Here is a 14,661-nt window from a genome sequence, read left to right as displayed (position 1 = left end):
GGCAGCGGGCCTCGCAGGGGTGCTCGCAGATATAGGCGCAGGCGGTGGGGAAGGGGTTGTCCTTGCGGATCAGGCGCACCGCGTCGGCACAGCGGCCCTCGTTCACCAGGGCGATATATCCGGGGATGTCCACGCCGGCAGGGCACAGCGCCACGCAGGGCACGGGGTTTTTCAAGCTCCCCAGGCACCGGTGGTGGAGGATGTGCTCCTCATAGTCGTCCCGGAAGCCCCTGAGGCCCATAAGGACCAGATTGGCCGCGTCAATGCCGATGGCACAGTCCGCCGTGTCCACAATCACCTGGGCGGTGCCCTCAATGCGGTCCAGGATCTTCATGCTGGGCTCGCCGTCCAGCACCTCCCGGATCATGTTGGAAAGCTGGGTCAGCCCCACCCGGCAGGGCACGCACTTGCCGCAGGTCTGGGCACGGCACAGATCCAGAAAGTTCAGCGCCATATCCACCGGACACAGTCCCGGCGGGCTGGCGGCGATCCGCCGCTCCATGTTCCGGTACAGCTGCTCCACCACGGCCTGGGCCTGGCCGGGGGTCTTGACTTCCAGTCTGCTCATACTGTCACTTCTTTCCGAAAAGTTTGTTTGGTTCCCTAAATATAATTATGAACCCGGCCGCTAAAAATGTCAATAAACGTTATTATTTAGTCAAAGTTGTGTTAAAAGCCAGACAAATCCTTGTGAAAAAGCCACAAATCCGAGGTAAAAACGTTTAACTGTCCCTTTATGCCCCTCCTCGAAACAAAATACCGCAGCATTCCGCCGTCCCAAAGGCCGCCGGGACTGGGCGCCGGCGAAAAAAATGCCCCGCCGCCTGTAGGGCGGCGGGGCAGCTTGTCGAAAATATTTTCGACAAGCTGCGCAGAATTTCAATGGCGCAGGGAACCCTTCTTGGGTTCCCCGCACACACCCCTCCTTTCCGCTGCATACATTTCCTGCGTTTTTTGACAGTCTGAACCCGCCGCCCTGGGGCGGCGGGGCACTTTACTGGTTACTGGCCTAGCAGGGCCAGGTTCAGGTCCGTGATAAAATTGGGAACGCTCTGCAAAATCACGACTGCATCCACGCCGTTCTCCCCGGCGTAGGCGGCGGCAGACCCCCGGTAGTACCGCAGGTCCAGCAAATGGACCTCCCCAAAGTGCCGGGCCAGAAACGGCGCCAGGGAATCTGCGTAGGAGTCCCGGATCAGCAGCAGCTTCCCGGTCCCCTCCCCATTGCGGATCACGCACAGGGGCTGGTTGCCCCCCAGGAAGGCGGAGTATTTGTCCTTTTCCCCCAGATAGTCATACTCATACACTCCCGCCTCTTTCGGTGTGCCGTCCCGCCAGGAGGTGACGCTCAGACCGTTCTCCTCCACCCAAAACTCGATGCTGTCCGGCTCCAGCCAGTGAATGCCGGACTGGGAGTAGAGGGTCCCCTGAAACCCGTTGGAAACCGGGAGCTCCCACTTCTTCGCCTCCTCCGGTTCCAGGGTTTCCTCCCCCCGGCCCAGGGCCTCCATGACGGCGGCATAGCCGTAATAGGCTCCCAGGGTGGTCCAGTGGTGGTCCGTGCGGTAAAAGATGCCCTCCTCTTCATGGCCGCGGAGAGCCGTCAGAAGGTCGATGGGTTCCACGCCCTCCAGCGCTGAAGTCCGCCGAATAAACGCCGCCTGATCCCAGCTCTCCGCCCCCTCCGGCAGCTTCTCCCGCCAGATCTCCGCCGCCGAGGGAATGAGGCCCAGATATACCGGAATCTCCGTCCGCTCCGCCAGACGGGCCACATGGCCGAGGTTCTTCTCCTCCAGGCCATCCAGGGGCGGATTGACCTCTGCGATCAGCGTATCGCCGCAGAGGTACACGCCGTTGAATTCCCGCTTGCCCAGAAGCTGCTCTGACCGGGCCTTAAGGCCCGTCCAGCTGTCCCGCAGGGGAAACTGGTCGGCAAAGTAGTCCTCTGCCGCCCGGGTAAAACTGCCGTCCGCCAGGGCGGACCATGTCAGCACCGGCCGCTGGGCCAGGGTTCGGTTCTCCGTCTCGGACCGCGCCCGGTCCGGCAGCAGGACATGCCAGACCAGAAACCCTCCCAGGAAAAGGCAGAAGAACACCGTGAGAAACCGTGCATATCCCTTTGTCATCCCTCTTCCTCCCCTTAAAATCTGAAATACAAAAACGGGTTGTAGCTGCCGTCCACAAGATACGCAGTGCACAGCACCAGTCCCAGTCCCATCAGCACCGGGGTCAGAACCCGCTCCGCCTGCCGGGGCAGCTGGCGCCAGAGACGCTGGCCCAGGGTAGTGGAAGCCAGGATCAGAATCAGGAAGGTCAGCCCGTAGCTGCGGAGGATATAGCCGTCGGCGGCGCTCCACAGCCTGCCGCCGCCAAAGCACACCGAGAAGTACCCGCCGCAGACGGCCAGGTCCTCCATGGCAAAGATTCCCCAGCCCACAAATACCACCGCCAGTGTGTACAGGTGCTTTATCCAGCCGGGCGTCTTTTTCAGCGCCTGCCGCAGGACGTATTTCTCCAGCACCAGCCACGCCGCAAAGTACAGCCCCCAGAGGATGAAATTCCAGCTGGCTCCGTGCCAAAAGCCGGTGCAGAGCCACACGATGAGGATGTTCCGCAGAGTCTTTGCCGCACCGCACCGGCTGCCTCCCAAGGGAATGTAAAGATACTCCCGGAACCAGCCGGTGAGGGACATGTGCCACCGCCGCCAGAACTCCGTCACCGAGGCGGAGAGATAGGGGTGGTCAAAGTTCTCATTGAACCGGAAGCCGAAAATCCGCCCCAGGCCGATGGCCATATCCGAGTAGCCCGAGAAATCGAAATAGATCTGAAAGCCAAAGGCCAGAAGGCCCAGCCATCCCCCTGCCGCCGTCAGGGTCCCCGCCTTCCATGCCGCCAGCCGGCCGTCCCACAGAGCCCCGACGGCGTTGGCCAACAGCACCTTTTTGGCAAGGCCCACGGCAAACCGCCGGGCGCCCAGGGCAAAGTCCTCCGCAGTGTTCACCCGGCGCTCCAGCGCCGCCGCCACAGTTTTGTATTGAACGATGGGCCCGGCGATCAGCTGGGGAAACATGGTGACATAGGCCCCGAAGCTGACAAGATTCCGCTGCACCGGGGCCTCCCGGCGGTAGACGTCGACGGTGTAGCTCATGGTCTGAAAGGTGAAAAAAGAGATACCGATGGGCAGGGGGATGCCCAGCTGAGGCAGGCTGACCCCCGGCAGCAGCGAGAGGTTGGCCGCCAGAAAGTCCCAGTACTTGAAAAAGCCCAGCAGCGCCAGGTTGAACACCACCGACTGCCCCACAAACCACCGGGCCAGCTTGTCCCGGCGCCGGAACCGCTCCACCAGCATTCCGTGGGTATAGTCGATAAGGATGGAGAGAATCATGATGGAGATATAGACCGGCTCCCCCCAGCCGTAGAACACCAGGCTCACTACCAGCAGCACGCCGTTCCTGGCCCGGAGGGGCATGAGGAAATACACCGCCAGCGTCAGGGGCAGGTATGCGAATAAAAAGGTCAGGCTGCTGAAAATCAAGGACTGCTCCCCCCCCCTCTTCCAACATCAGAAAAGCGGACGCGGTGGATTTGCCGCCGCGGCTGCTCCGCAATTCATCCGTCTCAAGCAAAGGCCTGGTTGAAGATGTCAGCCAACTGGCTCTGGGTATCCGTCACAGCCAGCAGGGCGAGATAGTTCCCCTGCCGCTGAACGGTGGTCTTCTTCCACTGTTCAATGGACTCGGGGTACCAGGCGCCGCCGGGGTTGGTGTCGTCGCCCACCTGGTAGTCAATACGGGCCTGGAGAATCTCCTGGGCCTTGTCCGCGTCCTCCTCGGACTTGCATTCCACCAGCACCACCTCGTTGACCACGGAGGACATCAGCGGCGTCCGGGCGATCAGCTGCACAGGCTCCAGCGCACTGAGGCCGGGATAATACAGCTCCAGCGCCTCCTCCGGAACATCCTCCATGTAGCCGCCGGTCCACCAGTCGCAGACCTCCTCCATGGATGCGTAGACCTCCGTCAGGTCCACGTTCTTGGGCTCGGCCTGGCCGCCGCAGGCGGGCAGGGCCAGCAGGGAAAACAGGGTCAGGGTCAGGGTCATCCATTTTTTCATCACGTCGTTTCTCCTTTGTCATTGGGGGTTTGTCTGTCCTTATGACGGACGGACAGCCGAAAAAGTTCCGCCCTCAGTATTCCCCTTTTTCCGAAAAATAGAGCGGCAGTTCTCTCCTTGCATTTATACAGGAAATACGCTATAATTTCAACATCAATTCCGTAACATTTCCGCAACTGTTTTTGTTACTTTTTGAAAGAGAGGTACCGCGCCATGTACAGCTTCCGCAACGACTACAGCGAGGGCGCCCACCCCAGGGTCCTCCAGCGTCTCATCGACACCAATCTGGAGCAGACCTGCGGCTACGCCCTGGACCCCATGAGCGACGCCGCCCGGGAGACCATCCGCCGGGTCTGCGCCGCCCCGGCGGCGGACGTCCACTTTGTCTCCGGCGGCACCCAGACCAACCTCCTGACCATCGCCGCCTTCCTGCGGCCCTATGAGGCTGTGATCGCCCCCACAACAGCCCACATCAGCCTCCACGAGGCCGGCGCCATCGAGGCCACGGGCCACAAGGTCTGTGCCGTGGAGACCCCCGACGGCAAACTGACCGCAGAGATGGTGGCCGCTGTGGCGGACAGCCACACCGACGAGTTCATGGTCCGCCCCCGGATGGTGTACGTGTCTGACTCCACGGAGCTGGGCACCATCTACACCAAAGCGGAGCTGACAGCCCTGCGCCGCTGTTGCGACCAGCGGGGGCTGTGCCTCTTTCTGGACGGCGCCCGGCTGGGCTCCGCCCTCACCGCCCCCGGCAACGACCTGACCCTGCCGGACCTGGCCGCCCTGACGGACGCCTTCTACATCGGCGGCACCAAGAACGGCGCCCTCTTCGGAGAGGCTTTGGTGCTGAGACAGCCCATGGAGCGCTTCCGCTGGCACATGAAGCAACGGGGGGCCATTCTGGCCAAGGGGCGGGCCATGGCCCTCCAGTTCCAGGCCCTGCTGGAGGATGGACTCTACTTTGAAATCGCCCGCCACGCCAATGAGACGGCCCTCCGCCTGCGGGACGGCATGATGGAACTGGGGTACGAATTCCCCATTCCCTCCCCCTCCAACCAGCAGTTCCCAGTGCTGCCCAACACGGTGGCCCGGCAGCTGGAGGAGATGGGCTACCAGTTTGAGGCAGAGCGGGTCATCGACGAGGAGCACACCTGCGTCCGCTTTGTCACCAGCTGGGCCACGCCCCAGTCCGCCGTGGATGAATTTCTCCGGGATCTGGCAAAGTGCAGGTAAGCCCTGCCCAACAACACAGCGGGAGCGCCATGGCGCTCCCGCTGTCCTCTCTTGAAGGCGGTCACTGCTCCGGATCCTGTCTCTCCTCCGGCACGACGCCGTTTTCCTCTTGGGCCTGCCGGAGATAGTCCTGGGCCCGGGTCTTTTTGCTGGGGACAAAACTCAGCGCCGCACCGCGGCTTTTCCCCTTGCTCTTGGCGTAGAAAAAGCCCGCCACGGAGAACACCACCGCACCGATAAAATTCACAAAGAGATCCTTCATGGTGTCGATGAGGCCGATGTCCAGATACCCGCCCATGCCCAGGCTCTCGCCGTTGATGACCACATCCTGTATGTCCGGTATGGTAATGACTTTATTGGAGTGGGTCATGTCCAGGGCAGCGCTGTGGATAACGTGGACAACTGTGTCCCTCTGCATATCCATGCCGAAAGACCAGTCCATAAAAAACTCAAAGAACTCCCACAGCACGCCGATGGTCATGGAGAAGCAGAAGGCCACCAGGGCCAGGAAGATGGGAGAGAGGTCGAAGGTCAGCCGCTCGTCATCGTTCAGGAGCATAATGAGGGAGAACCCCACCGCCGCCGCCAGGAAGCCGTTGAGCGTGTGAAGCATGGTGTCCCAGTGGGGGACCCGCTCGTAGTAGGCATTGACCTCCCCCAAGATCTCCGCCGCGAAAATGAAGCACAATATGGTGATCTCCAGCGGCGGCGGCAGCTCGATTCGCAGCTTCACCTGGAGCCAGCTGGGCACATACAGCAACATCAGCGTCAGGACGCAGAAAAAGGCGCTCTCATAGCTGCCCAGCATCAGCTGGCGGACCAGAACCACAATCACCAGCGCCCGCAGCACATAGAACACAATGAAGGAGCTCCTGTGCTCCCGCAGCTCCCGGTCCATAGCCTGGCGAAAGCTCTTCTTCTCCCGTTTTTTCTCCTGCTTTGTCTTTTTCAAGCCGGTTTCTCCTTTTTGCATATTAAAAATATTATAGCATTATAGCACAAGGATCCCCCACTGGCAAGCGGGGGATCCTAATGTCCCTTTTAAGGAAAGTGTTGCCGGGATATAACTTCGGCAGTTTCTACTAAACCAAGTTGACGCAGTAATACCTGTGTGATATAATCAGTACAGCAAAACGGAAGTTTTTTGGGGGAAAAGCATGGGAAAAATTTTTGTGTTGTTAATTTCCGTGCCGTTAATGATAGTAGCTATCGTGTGTGCTCTATTTGCTGATAGAATAGATACGGTTGTTAAAGGCAATAAAGAGGTAAAAAAAGTGATTATCGTATTTAGTGTGGGAGTATTATTGGTTTGTACGATTGCTATTCGTGTAAGTATCTTATCTCAAATATCCTAAATGACAACTTCCAGTTTATCAAGCAGTTACATGTCTGTATAGGGTGACTTCTCGCTTTAGATATTTTGACGAATCACTTTGCCAAATGGCGTTGAGCAACACCAATCTGGAAAGGGAGATCCTGATTAGTAGCGCCCAATTGCACGTTTTATGATGCTTTCTGAGAGCAGGGGCCGGCGAGGGCGCCGGCCCCTGCTCTCAGGTTCTCCCATAGGACGGGAGGATGATATCCGCCTCTGCAAAATATCTCCGAATGGGACACTCCCATCCTGATCTCCGTATTCAGCCGCTCCGCCGGTGAGCCCACCAAAATCATCCGGCGGGAGCGGAGGCCACCGCATACTCCGGAACGCTACAGGACCCGGTCTGCCGCATATCCCAGTAAAAACAGCCCCGCCAGCACGCAGGCCAGGAAGAGCGGCAGCCTCCCGCCCGTCCCCCGGCCCCGGAGCAGGGAGTACCCGCCGTACACGGTGAACACGAAACCGATACATATCTGAACAACTATGCTTATCTTCCCTATCTCCCTTTAAAGCTCATGTCTGAACGCCCGGTCTCACCGTACCGCCGCACCCTTTTTGCCCAGGCGGATGCACTCCAGGGTATAGGTCACCTGCATCACGCCCCAGACCAGCAAAAGAACACTCACCGGCAGCATCCCGATCTCAAAGACCATGCCCAGGACAGTCAGTACCATCCACAGCCCCAGGCACACGCGGGTGGTCACCATATAGGCCCGGTAGCTGGCCTCGCCGATCTGCCGGCGCTCCGACTCGTCACAGCTGTCCAGCCACTTTTTCTGAAACTTGGTGTCATAGACGCTGCCGTGCTTCTCCGGATTCATCCGCCGTTCCAGGTCCACCACCTTCTGCTGGGTGAAGATCACGCAGGCGCAGGAGAGGACAAACACCCCCACCATGGCCAGAACCCCCTCCTCCGGCTGATACGTCCCGATGGCGGTCATGAAAAAGAGGCTGAGCAGCAGCTGCACGGCGCTGAGGAGCAGCGTCCAGCTGAGGAGTATCTCCGCGGACTCCGACGCATCGTTTTCGTCCCCGCCGTCCCAGGCGGCGAATTTCCTCGCGGCAGAGCGGTAGAGAAAAAAGCAGCCCCCCATGGTCACCAGCGTTGTCACAGGGATCCCCCAAGACATGGCAGACCGGACCGCGCCGTTCAGCCACCCGGCGATCTTCCCGGTATCCAGCCCGAAGACGCGGCTGAATCCCACCAGAAAGCCCAGCAGGCACCCCACCAGCAGGCTCCCCAGCATGGTCAGAAAGAATTTGGGCAGGGCCCTCCGGTTTTCGCTCTTCTCAATCTTGTTTTTCATCTTCTCCATCCTCCTGATACGTAAAAATGTCCTCCACGGCCACGCCGCAGAGCTTCGCCAGCTTCAGCGCCAGCGTCACCGAGGGGGAGTAGTCTCCCCGCTCGATCTGGCTGATGGTCTGCCGGGACACTCCCGCCATCCGCCCCATCTCCTGCTGGTTGACCCCAAGTCTGGCCCGGTGCTCCTTGAGCCGGTTGTACAATGGCATATCTGCGCCTCCCATTCTGACAATGTTTGTTGTCAATATGACAATAATTCTTGTCATACACAGGATAGCACTGACAAAGATAGTTGTCAATAGAAATGATAAAAAACCTCCGGAAATTTTTCCGGAGGTCTTTTTCGCTATCTTCGACCGGAGCCCGGCGGCGGGTCCCGCCATTTTTTTACGGGCACGCTTTTCTCCCGCAGCCGCCCCTTCACAAAATCCCGGAACAGGGCGTACGCTACAGAGCACAGGGGGATGAAAAACAGCATCCCGGCAATGCCCATGAGCTTGCCGCCCAGGGTCACCGCCGCCAGCACCCAGATTGAGGGCAGACCCACGGAGGAGCCCACCACATGGGGATAGATCAGGTTCCCCTCCACCTGCTGGAGCACCAGGAAGAGAACCACGAACATCAGCGCCTTCCAGGGGTCGGTGACGGCGATAAGCAGCGCTCCCGCCACACAGCCGATGAAGGCTCCCACGATGGGGATCAGGGCCGTCAGGGCGATGAGAACGCCCACAAGCAATGCGTAGGGCATCCGGAAGATGGTCATGGACACTACAAACAGCGTGCCCAGAATCACCGCCTCCAGGCACTGGCCAGAGAGAAAGCTGGAAAAGGTGCGGTTTGCCAGCCGCAGGACCTCCAGGCAGCGGTCCGCCGCCCGGATGGGCAGGAGCCCATAGAGCACCTGCCGCCCCTGGCGGGACAGGGACTCCTTTTGCAGCAGGATGTAAAGGGAGAAAATGAACCCGATGACAAAAGTGCTCACACCGCTGACAAGGCCCCCGATGAGCCCGCCGCCGCTGGACAGCAGTCCGCTGCCCCAGGCCTGGACCAGGCCCACGGCCTTCTCTGTCAGGTCCTTCCAGTCAATCTCCAGGCTCTCCGCCCAAGACTCCAGCATAGGCAGGTAGGCCTCCAGCTCCGCCAGCTGGCCCTGGAGTCGCCGGAAGGCGGCGGGGATCTGCTGCCCCAGGGACACCACCGCCTCCCCCACCCCGGGGCCGATGACCGCCGAGGCCAGGGTCAGCACGCCGATTACCGCCGCCAGGGTCAGCACCAGCGCCAAGGGGCGGCGGATTTTGTTCATCCTCCTGTTCCCGGGAAACAGCCCCCGCTCAATGGCCCGCATGGGAACGTTCAGGATAAAGGCAATGGCCCCGCCCATCAGGAAGGGCCACAGCACCCCCAGCAGCCACCCCAGAGCGGCAAAGACCGCCGCCAGATTTTGCAGGGCGCAGTAGAAGGCCACACCGCCGCAGACCACCAGCAGCAGATATTTCACAGTCTGCCTGTTCCACTCCATACGCCGTCACATATCTCCCAGGCGGCAGCGCTCCGCCGCCGCCAGATAGCCCCGGGCGGATTTCCGGTTCCCGGCGATCTCCTCCTCCGTCAGGGACCGCACCACTTTGGCGGGACTGCCCAGGATCATGGAGCCGTCCGGGGCATCCATCTTCCCGGTGACCAGGGCCCCGGCGCCTACGACGCAGTTGTCCCCGATCCTCGCACCGTTGAGGACGATGGCTCCCATGCCGATCAGGGTGTTGTCCCCCACGGTACAGCCGTGGACGATGGCGTTGTGGCCGATGGTGCAGCCGGCGCCCACACGGGTCTCCTCATGGAGGACCGCCCCGTCCTGGATGTTGGTATCCTCTCCCACGGTGATGGCGCCGTCATCTCCCCGAAGGACAGCGTTGTACCAGATATTCACGCCCCGGCCCAGCGTCACGTCCCCGGACACCCGGGCGCCTTCGCAGATCAGGACGGATGCGTCTGTCTCTCTAAGATTGTATGCCATAATGCCTACCTCGATTCTATATTTATGTGATTGCTCCCACCCCGGAAAACGGGCCGCCGCACTCCGAACGGCCCGCCTTCCAATTGTCCGCAAATTTCAATCGTGCTGCTATTGCATCAAATCCCCGGCGCGAAATTGCCGTCCACAAACACGGGGATCTCCTCTCCGTCGTGGGTAGTGCCCACGATGGAGAGGTCCTTTGTGCCGATCATAAAATCCACATGGGTGATGGAGTCGTTGAGCCCCCGCTCCTTCAGCTCGTCCTTGGTCATCTGCTGGCCGCCTTTCAGGCAGGGGTAGGCCTCGCCGAAGGCGATGTGGCAGGCGGCGTTCTCGTCAAAGAGGGTGTTGTAAAACAGAATTTTCTGGTTGGAGATAGGACTGTCGTAGGGCACCAGGGCCACCTCGCCGAAATAGCTGGCTCCCTCGTCCACGGAGATGGCCGCTTTCAGGGCCTCCTCCCCCTTCTTGGCGCGGGCCTCCACGATCTTCCCCTCCTTCACCACGAAATGAAACCCCTCGATAACGCAGCCGTCGTGTGCCAGGGGCAAAGAGGCGTACACCACGCCGTTGACCCCGGTTTTCAGAGGGGAGGTGAACAGCTCCTCCGTGGGGATGTTGGCGATATAGTCCTGGCCGGAGAGGGTGACGTCGTTGCCCGCCTCCCAGACATGGCCCTCCGGCAGCTCCACTGTCAGGTCCGTGCCCAGGGAGTTGGTGTAGTGGAGGGACTTGAAATTCAGAGCGTTCATCTTCTCCAGCCGCTTTCCCAGGGTGTCCAGGTGGGCATGCCACTTATCCACGCACTTCCCGTCGCCGCTGATGCGGACGGCGGAGAAGATGGCGTCCCAGAGCTTCTCCATGGCCTCATCCTCCGCCGCGTCCGAGAACACCCGCTTTGCCCAGCTGGGGATGGGGATGGAGGCGATGCACCAGGGGAACCCGCCGCACATCTGGAGGCGGTCGAACTCCTTGAGGGCCTTGCCGCTGGCCTGCTGGGCCCGAACGATGCGCTTGGTGTCCACACCCTTGAGATTCTCCGGGTCCGTGGCGGAGATGGCCAGATACGCCGCTCCCTCCTTGGCGTGGTCGTTGAAAAAGTGCTGCCGCCACTCCGGCACGGTGTCGAAGACCTCCTCTTCGGCGTGGAGGTACTTCATCCGGGTCAGGGCGTCGTCGGTCCAGTTCATGACCACCTCTTTGCAGCCGATAGCGTAGGCGTCCTCCGCGCATATCCGGGCGAAGAAGGCACACTCCACCGGGGAGGAGATGACCAGCCGCTGGCCCTTCTGGACGTTCAGTCCCACCCGGACCAGGAGCTGTGCGTATTCCCTGAGCTTTTCATTCATCAATTTTATCATCCTTTCGGTGTTTTCCATATTTCCTCCGGTTCTCAGTCCGGAGGAGATATCTGCCATGGTTTGCGGCGGCAGCCGCAGACCGGCTCAACTCAAATATTATTCCTGTGTTTTGACACAGGAATAATATGCGCTATTTTAAAACATTTTACCGGCAAAGTAAAGAAACCGGCACCGGGATTCAAAAAACGTTTACGAGTTTCCGCCGCTTTGGCAGAAAGGGGCTTCCTGCCTTTCTCTTGACTGGGGACAGCCGCCATGGTAACATAAAGCCAGCTTCACAGGAAGCAAACTTCATATCCGGAGAGGAGGCCGCCATGAAAACCAGAGTGCGGGAGCTGCGGACCGCCGCGGGGATGACCCAGCAGCAGCTGGCGGAGGCGGTCCGTGTGTCCTCCCGGACCATCATCTCCATTGAGAAGGAACAGTACAGCCCCTCGCTGATGCTGGCTTACCGCATGGCGGAGGTCTTCGGCATCACCGTGGAAGAGCTGTGCTGCCTGCGGGAGAACCGGGAACTGGAGGATCAGCTCTATGAAGATCTAAAATAATAAAGAATTTTATCATCGGCCTGCTTGGAGAACTCCTTCTCACCGTTCTCCTTACTTTCAGAATTCGCCGCGGCGAGAGTATCTCCCCTCTCCAGGTCTGCACGCTTCTCATGTGGCTGATTGCCGGCGGCAGAACCATCTTCCGCAGCCTCTCCAAAAAACACGCCAGGGAGGACCTGGTCCGGAGCGTGACGAGCGGAATCTTCATATCAGGCTGAAAGTCAGCCGATGGGGACTGCAAATCACGCAGGCCTTCTGTTTCATCGGGGGCATAGCACTGTATTATTTCGGCAGTGACAATTACAATTGCTCCCTGCTAGGCTCAGGGCTTTTCATCGCACTGGTGATCTCCTGTCTCGCGGAGCTGGGCACAGCAGTTTGGTACGAGCGCCGCAGTTGACAGCTCAGGCTCCGCCGCCGTCCTTTCGCAGACTCATAATCGTCCCGTTGAGCTCCGCCCCCATAATCAATACCACAGAGCTCATATTCAGCCAGATCAAAAGGGCGATCACCGTACCGATGGAACCGTAGAGCAGGGAGTAATTGGCGATGTTGTCCACGTAAAACGCGTACAGCCAGCTCAAGGCCATCCAGGCCGCCAGAGCCGCCAGGGTGCCGGGCCAGATGTTCCGCCAGGGCTGGCGGGTGTCCTGGGCCATGGCATAGAGGAAAAACAGCGCGAAGTAGCACAGCACCGCCACCGCCGGGAACCGGAGCCTGGCCCAGGCCTCCGCCACAAAGGACGGCAGGCGGAAGTGGACCACCGCGTAGCCCAGGACCCGGTCACCCACAGTCATCAGCGCCAGGGCGGCGGCGATGGTGACGATCAAAAGCACGGTGTAAAGCAAAGTCTTGAGCATATGCCGGGCCGGTCCCCTGGGCGGGCCCAGGTGGTAGGCCGTCCGCACGGAGCGCATCAGGGAGTTGGTGGCCCGCATGGGGAAGTAGATGGAGAACACCAGTCCGAACATCATCAGGCGGAGGCTGGGATTCCGGCTCACATAGGTGAGGTAGACCTCGATCAGGTCCACCACCCCCCGGGGCATAATCTCCCCCAGGGCCAGCAAAATCCCCGCCACATCCAGCCGCAGCAGACCCAGCAGGGCGCTGATAAAGATGAGAAAGGGAAAGATCATAAACAGCAGATAGAACGCCAGAGCGGCGCTCTGGATGCCCACATTGTGCCGCAGATACCGCTGGGCCATGAGGTATGCTCCGCGAAGAAAGGGGTTGCGGGGGAGCTTCAATTCCATCGTCATACACCTTCCTTCCGTGCCGGATTCAGGGCCATTCTGTCCGGAGGTCATTCCCATTTGGCCCAAATTTCCGGGCAGTAGCCCACCGTGGCCTCCCTGCCATTTCGGACAATGGGCGTCTGAAAAAGCTCCGGGTGCTCCAGGAGCTTCTCCTCCTGGGCGTCCAGGGTGATGTAGGCCAGAAACAAGTCCTCATAGGCCCTGCATCCGGTGTTCACCAGCGCCTCAAAACCAACTTTCTGCTTGACGGATTGATACTCCCGGGGGGATAATCCCTTTGAGGGCAGGTCGATATACTGGTACTTGATCCGGCGCTCCTTGAACCACCGTTCCGCCTTCTTGCTGTCAAAGGACTTGGATGAGCCGAAAATCTGAATATTCATGGGACCGTCTCCTTTTGCGCGCAATCTATTTTAATACTGCCGGGGGTGTTTTTTATGACGGAATCTGTCAAAAAATTAAAGGAGTGGGTAGACAGCGCCCACAGCATTGTATTTTTCGGCGGAGCCGGGGTCTCCACGGAGTCCGGCATCCCGGACTTCCGCAGCACCGGCGGACTGTACCACCAGGAGTGGGCCTATCCGCCTGAGGTGATTTTAAGCCATACTTTCTACAAAAGCAACCCCAAAGAATTTTTTCGCTTCTACCGGGCCAAGCTGCTGGCCCCGGAGGCGAAGCCCAACGCCGCCCACCGGAAGCTGGCGGAGTGGGAGCGTCAGGGAAAGCTCACCGCTGTGGTCACCCAGAACATCGACGGCCTCCACCAGGCCGCCGGCAGCAAGACCGTATACGAGCTCCACGGCAGCGTCCACCGGAACTACTGCGAAAAGTGCCGGAAGTTCTACGGCTTCGGCTTCATGCTCCACAGCCTGGACGCCGTGCCCAAATGCTCCTGCGGCGGCACCGTCAAGCCGGACGTGGTGCTGTACGAGGAAGGCCTGGACCAGGAGACGCTGAACGGCGCCGTCCGGGCCATCGCGGCGGCAGACCTGCTGATCATCGGCGGTACCTCTCTGAACGTCTACCCCGCCGCAGGGCTCATCAATTACTACCGGGGCCAGCGGCTGGTGCTCATCAACAAGTCCGCCGTGGCCCGGGACCTGTCCGCAGGGCTGGTAATTACGGACCCTATCGGGGAGGTTCTGGACCAGCTGTGACCCTCCCCCTCCCCCACCGGCGGGTTCCGGCGGGGGAAATTTTTTCGGAAAATGGGGAATTGGTGGTTGACAATCGGGAAAGTTCTGGCTATAATAATCAAGCAGTCTTTTCCGGGGGAACAGATTCGCGGCTGTGCTGGAACTGGTAGACAGGCCAGCTTGAGGTGCTGGTGTCGTATCGACGTGTGGGTTCAAGTCCCGTCAGCCGCACCAACGTCTTTTCCGGAAGACACAATGCCACGCGCGAGTGGTGGAATTGGCAGACTCGCTAGATTCAGGTTCTAGTGTCCTT

Annotated in this window: 15 protein-coding genes and 1 tRNA gene; 4 read left to right on the top strand and 12 right to left on the bottom strand. The window is 59.9% G+C overall.

Annotation, left to right across the window (positions count from 1 at the left end):
* The 4 genes from QZ326_RS06560 to QZ326_RS06545 all read right to left on the bottom strand — a co-directional run.
* The coding region (locus QZ326_RS06560) for an NADH-ubiquinone oxidoreductase-F iron-sulfur binding region domain-containing protein (RefSeq protein ID WP_295742875.1) at positions 1-568 on the bottom strand (568 nt) is incomplete at its 3' end.
* A gap of 433 nt (positions 569-1,001) precedes the next feature.
* On the bottom strand, positions 1,002-2,126 hold the full coding sequence (locus tag QZ326_RS06555; protein ID WP_295742872.1) for a DHHW family protein: 1,125 nt from the start codon (positions 2,124-2,126) through the stop codon (positions 1,002-1,004).
* A gap of 14 nt (positions 2,127-2,140) precedes the next feature.
* Positions 2,141-3,535, bottom strand: a complete 1,395-nt coding sequence (locus tag QZ326_RS06550; RefSeq protein ID WP_295742869.1) for an MBOAT family protein — start codon at positions 3,533-3,535, stop codon at positions 2,141-2,143.
* A gap of 83 nt (positions 3,536-3,618) precedes the next feature.
* The gene (locus QZ326_RS06545; protein WP_295742866.1) at positions 3,619-4,113 is read right to left on the bottom strand and encodes a DUF4358 domain-containing protein; all 495 of its coding nucleotides are present in this window, start codon (positions 4,111-4,113) and stop codon (positions 3,619-3,621) included.
* 213 nt (positions 4,114-4,326) lie between these two features.
* Here QZ326_RS06545 and QZ326_RS06540 point away from each other — a divergent pair, with 213 nt between their 5' ends.
* Positions 4,327-5,349 (top strand): low specificity L-threonine aldolase, encoded by a 1,023-nt coding sequence (locus QZ326_RS06540; RefSeq protein ID WP_295742863.1) that lies wholly within the window; start codon positions 4,327-4,329, stop codon positions 5,347-5,349.
* Between the two features lie 61 nt (positions 5,350-5,410).
* Here QZ326_RS06540 and QZ326_RS06535 read toward each other — a convergent pair whose 3' ends face one another.
* The 6 genes from QZ326_RS06535 to QZ326_RS06510 all read right to left on the bottom strand — a co-directional run bounded on the left by QZ326_RS06535 (position 5,411) and on the right by QZ326_RS06510 (position 11,396).
* Positions 5,411-6,301, bottom strand: a complete 891-nt coding sequence (locus tag QZ326_RS06535) for a hypothetical protein (RefSeq protein WP_365328584.1) — start codon at positions 6,299-6,301, stop codon at positions 5,411-5,413.
* A gap of 959 nt (positions 6,302-7,260) precedes the next feature.
* A complete protein-coding gene (locus QZ326_RS06530) occupies positions 7,261-8,034 on the bottom strand; it encodes a DUF3169 family protein (RefSeq protein ID WP_295742860.1) in 774 nt (257 codons plus the stop codon).
* Positions 8,018-8,242, bottom strand: coding sequence for a helix-turn-helix transcriptional regulator (locus tag QZ326_RS06525; protein WP_016320444.1), 225 nt, complete (start codon positions 8,240-8,242; stop codon positions 8,018-8,020). The genes QZ326_RS06530 and QZ326_RS06525 overlap by 17 nt, the downstream gene beginning before the upstream one ends.
* Before the next feature lie 137 nt (positions 8,243-8,379).
* Positions 8,380-9,552, bottom strand: a complete 1,173-nt coding sequence (locus QZ326_RS06520) for an AI-2E family transporter (protein ID WP_295742857.1) — start codon at positions 9,550-9,552, stop codon at positions 8,380-8,382.
* A 6-nt stretch (positions 9,553-9,558) separates the two neighbouring features.
* Complete coding sequence (locus QZ326_RS06515; protein ID WP_295742854.1) at positions 9,559-10,047, bottom strand: gamma carbonic anhydrase family protein; 489 nt, start codon at positions 10,045-10,047, stop codon at positions 9,559-9,561.
* Positions 10,048-10,163: 116 nt separating this feature from the next.
* Complete coding sequence (locus tag QZ326_RS06510; protein ID WP_295742877.1) at positions 10,164-11,396, bottom strand: aminopeptidase; 1,233 nt, start codon at positions 11,394-11,396, stop codon at positions 10,164-10,166.
* 326 nt (positions 11,397-11,722) lie between these two features.
* On the opposite strand from QZ326_RS06510, the gene QZ326_RS06505 reads away from it, so the two are divergent.
* Entirely contained in the window at positions 11,723-11,956 is a 234-nt protein-coding gene (locus QZ326_RS06505; RefSeq protein ID WP_295742851.1) for a helix-turn-helix transcriptional regulator, read from the top strand.
* Between the two features lie 404 nt (positions 11,957-12,360).
* Here the strand turns inward: QZ326_RS06505 and QZ326_RS06500 are convergent, their stop codons facing one another.
* Positions 12,361-13,215 carry a YihY/virulence factor BrkB family protein gene (locus QZ326_RS06500; RefSeq protein ID WP_295742849.1) on the bottom strand — a complete coding sequence of 285 codons (855 nt, stop codon included), beginning with the start codon at positions 13,213-13,215 and terminating at the stop codon, positions 12,361-12,363.
* Between the two features lie 44 nt (positions 13,216-13,259).
* The gene (locus QZ326_RS06495) at positions 13,260-13,595 is read right to left on the bottom strand and encodes an arsenate reductase family protein (RefSeq protein WP_295742846.1); all 336 of its coding nucleotides are present in this window, start codon (positions 13,593-13,595) and stop codon (positions 13,260-13,262) included.
* Positions 13,596-13,649: 54 nt separating this feature from the next.
* Between QZ326_RS06495 and QZ326_RS06490 the strand changes: the two genes are divergently transcribed.
* Positions 13,650-14,369: an NAD-dependent protein deacylase gene (locus tag QZ326_RS06490; protein ID WP_295742843.1), complete on the top strand. Its 720-nt coding sequence runs from the start codon at positions 13,650-13,652 to the stop codon at positions 14,367-14,369.
* Between the two features lie 127 nt (positions 14,370-14,496).
* A tRNA-Leu gene (locus tag QZ326_RS06485) sits at positions 14,497-14,582 on the top strand.
* The last annotated feature ends 79 nt before the right edge of the window (positions 14,583-14,661 follow it).

Origin of the sequence: uncultured Oscillibacter sp. (genome assembly GCF_910587525.1) — a bacterium.
Taxonomy (GTDB): Bacteria; Bacillota; Clostridia; order Oscillospirales; family Oscillospiraceae; genus Oscillibacter.
The sequence above is the reverse complement of the archived record's forward strand: the minus strand, read 5'-3'. Positions and strand labels throughout refer to the sequence as shown.

What these genes read in the sequence shown, in the direction of transcription:
- QZ326_RS06510 (WP_295742877.1), bottom strand. Translation starts at nt 11,396, where the DNA reads ATGAATGAAAAGCTCAGGGAATACGCACAGCTCCTGGTCCGGGTGGGA.
- QZ326_RS06520 (WP_295742857.1), bottom strand. Translation starts at nt 9,552, where the DNA reads ATGGAGTGGAACAGGCAGACTGTGAAATATCTGCTGCTGGTGGTCTGC.
- QZ326_RS06505 (WP_295742851.1), top strand. Translation starts at nt 11,723, where the DNA reads ATGAAAACCAGAGTGCGGGAGCTGCGGACCGCCGCGGGGATGACCCAG.
- QZ326_RS06515 (WP_295742854.1), bottom strand. Translation starts at nt 10,047, where the DNA reads ATGGCATACAATCTTAGAGAGACAGACGCATCCGTCCTGATCTGCGAA.
- QZ326_RS06490 (WP_295742843.1), top strand. Translation starts at nt 13,650, where the DNA reads ATGACGGAATCTGTCAAAAAATTAAAGGAGTGGGTAGACAGCGCCCAC.
- QZ326_RS06555 (WP_295742872.1), bottom strand. Translation starts at nt 2,126, where the DNA reads ATGACAAAGGGATATGCACGGTTTCTCACGGTGTTCTTCTGCCTTTTC.
- QZ326_RS06530 (WP_295742860.1), bottom strand. Translation starts at nt 8,034, where the DNA reads ATGAAAAACAAGATTGAGAAGAGCGAAAACCGGAGGGCCCTGCCCAAA.
- QZ326_RS06545 (WP_295742866.1), bottom strand. Translation starts at nt 4,113, where the DNA reads ATGAAAAAATGGATGACCCTGACCCTGACCCTGTTTTCCCTGCTGGCC.
- QZ326_RS06495 (WP_295742846.1), bottom strand. Translation starts at nt 13,595, where the DNA reads ATGAATATTCAGATTTTCGGCTCATCCAAGTCCTTTGACAGCAAGAAG.
- QZ326_RS06500 (WP_295742849.1), bottom strand. Translation starts at nt 13,215, where the DNA reads ATGACGATGGAATTGAAGCTCCCCCGCAACCCCTTTCTTCGCGGAGCA.
- QZ326_RS06540 (WP_295742863.1), top strand. Translation starts at nt 4,327, where the DNA reads ATGTACAGCTTCCGCAACGACTACAGCGAGGGCGCCCACCCCAGGGTC.
- QZ326_RS06525 (WP_016320444.1), bottom strand. Translation starts at nt 8,242, where the DNA reads ATGCCATTGTACAACCGGCTCAAGGAGCACCGGGCCAGACTTGGGGTC.